Below are 270 nucleotides of genomic sequence, written 5' to 3'. Positions count from 1 at the left end.
CGGCAACGGCAATGGCGGCGGCAACGGCAATGGCGGCGGCAACGGCAATGGTGGCGGCAACGGTAACGGTGGCGGCAACGGCAATGGCGGCGGCAACGGCAATGGTGGTGGCGATCACGGTTCCGGCGGTGGCGGTCATGGCAATGGCGGAGGTCACGGCGGCAGCGGCGGTGGTCACGGTTCCGGCGGCGGAGGTGGACACGGCGGTCACGGCGGTGGCGGCCATGGCTCCGGCGACGACGGCGGACACGGTGGCGGCCATGGCAATGG

Annotated in this window: 1 protein-coding gene; it reads right to left on the bottom strand. The window is 72.2% G+C overall.

Features of this window, described 5'->3' with window-relative positions; translation table 11 throughout:
- Positions 1 to 270: hypothetical protein (locus ASF69_RS23795; RefSeq protein ID WP_200939058.1), on the bottom strand; the 270-nt coding region annotated here is incomplete at both ends.

The sequence above is a fragment of the Rhizobium sp. Leaf311 genome (assembly GCF_001423445.1).
Taxonomy (GTDB): domain Bacteria; phylum Pseudomonadota; class Alphaproteobacteria; order Rhizobiales; family Rhizobiaceae; genus Agrobacterium.
Note: the sequence above shows the minus strand (reverse complement) of the source record. Positions and strands in the feature narration are given on the sequence as shown.